Annotated in this window: 1 protein-coding gene; it reads right to left on the bottom strand. The window is 54.0% G+C overall.

The window, feature by feature from the left end:
• The coding region (locus KH893_RS12670) for a hypothetical protein (protein ID WP_281166382.1) at positions 1 to 233 on the bottom strand (233 nt) is incomplete at its 3' end.
• Between the last annotated feature and the right edge of the window lie 178 nt (positions 234 to 411).

Here is a 411-nt window from a genome sequence, read left to right as displayed (position 1 = left end):
AAGGCGCTGCGATGCGTCGGCGCCAGGATCGGGAAGACGCTCAAGAGCACCATCAGGTAATTCAGCTGGGTGGTGTCGTGCACGGCCAATCCATGCGCCGTCACATTGATGGTCACGACAAGGGATAAAAGGACGATCGCAAGGGCGTCGTAGCGTTCTTCACTTGGCGCGCGATAGGCGTAGAGGCAGGCGACGGCCGCCACGAAAGCGCTGTAGCCGGCGATATAGAACATAAGCGTTCGCGCGGGCTCTGGAAGTACAAGCAGGTGGGCAACAGAAAAGAGCGAATAAAGGCAGCAGGCTATCAACCAGATTGAGAAAGTAGTCCTACGCCGTTGTTGAGCGCGAAGTGTCGTATAATCGTTAAAAGTGAATATGTTTATGTGATCTTCCGCTTTAACGGGAAGTTGT

The sequence above is a fragment of the Liquorilactobacillus sicerae genome, assembly GCF_029916425.1.
GTDB lineage: Bacteria > Bacillota > Bacilli > Lactobacillales > Lactobacillaceae > Liquorilactobacillus > Liquorilactobacillus sicerae.
The sequence above is the reverse complement of the archived record's forward strand: the minus strand, read 5'-3'. Positions and strand labels throughout refer to the sequence as shown.